This is a genomic window from Acinetobacter sp. YH12131 (assembly GCF_013418635.1).
In the GTDB taxonomy this organism is placed as follows: Bacteria; Pseudomonadota; Gammaproteobacteria; order Pseudomonadales; family Moraxellaceae; genus Acinetobacter; species Acinetobacter towneri.
The window spans coordinates 1-1,178 of the sequence record NZ_VPBQ01000049.1 but is presented as its reverse complement, the minus strand read 5'-3'; the positions used below and the strand labels follow the sequence as shown (position 1 = coordinate 1,178).

The 1,178-nt window shown below is 35.8% G+C and carries 2 protein-coding genes; both read right to left on the bottom strand.

What is annotated here, in order from left to right:
* Positions 1 to 103 precede the first annotated feature (103 nt).
* Entirely contained in the window at positions 104 to 958 is an 855-nt protein-coding gene (locus tag FTU66_RS13530; protein WP_179990508.1) for a hypothetical protein, read from the bottom strand.
* A gap of 98 nt (positions 959 to 1,056) precedes the next feature.
* Positions 1,057 to 1,178: integrase core domain-containing protein (locus tag FTU66_RS13525; RefSeq protein WP_179989171.1), on the bottom strand; the 122-nt coding region annotated here is incomplete at its 5' end.

Here is a 1,178-nt window from a genome sequence, read left to right as displayed (position 1 = left end):
TTCCATTTTAGAGATTTGTTTAAGATAAGATATAACTCATTGAGATGTGTCATAGTATTCGTCGTTAGAAAACAATTATTGTGACATTATTTCAATGAGTTATCTATTTTTGTCGTGTACAGAGATTTTTTTCAATTTCATTTGCAAATTTCAATTCATCTAATTTATTTTCAGATGTTGAGGCTTCAATTTCTTTAACTTTCTCTGAATTAGTCCAATTATTAATCGTATTTGAATTGGTAACATGAGCGGCGGCAGTTAATGATGTCGCCAGCGCATCAAATCCTTGAGCTATTTCAGCTCCTACCGCACTATCTAAAGCTAAAGATTTTCCTGTCTCAATTGCTAAACGGACTGGGCCTGAAATCATTAGTCCTACCGCAAGTTGAACAGTACCTAAATCAACTCCAGTATCTTCACTAATCTGCTTTATATTATTTCCTAAATCAGCAATATTGCTTAATATCGTCATACCAACTGTGGTTTGGGTCGTAACTTTTGTCTCAATGTCAGTTCCTTTCGCATAAATTACTTCTTGTTCATTTACGCCTATTTTAGGTTGTTTAAAAATCGTTTCTAAACCAACACCAGATTGAGCTAATGTATCTAGTTGACTCTGAATTTCACTAAACTCTTTTGCTGCATAGAAAAAATCTAATTTAGAAAATAAAGCTTCAACTTCTTTTGGCTCTATCCCTCGTTTGAGCAATTCACTTGCAACTTTGTCACCAACTACACCCGTTTCTTTATATTCACTTGGTAAATTGTAAAGCCTTGCCTGAATATTATTTAGTGTTTGTAAAGCCTTATCTTTATACTCACCCGCTGGTAAGGCTTGTGCTAAATTTTCTGCACTTTGACGGAAATTCTCTGGCAAATCCTTCTGTTCTTGAATAATCTCCTGTCGTCCAGCTTCTGTCAGTAATCGATGATCAATCGTTACTGAACCATCCAGCATACCTGTGGTCTGATCACGAGTAATTTCTTGGGTATTGTTGATATCACGGTTGGTGGTATGGTAATCCTCCCATAAATAACCGAAGTTAAAAGCAGAGGTTAAGCAGCCATTAGAGGTGGCTTTCCTTTGTTAGCTTGATGTGGTCTTTCATGGTTGTAATGCCACAACCAGTTTGTTGCATAATCTTGTACTTCATCCAAAGTATCAAATAAATGCTTGC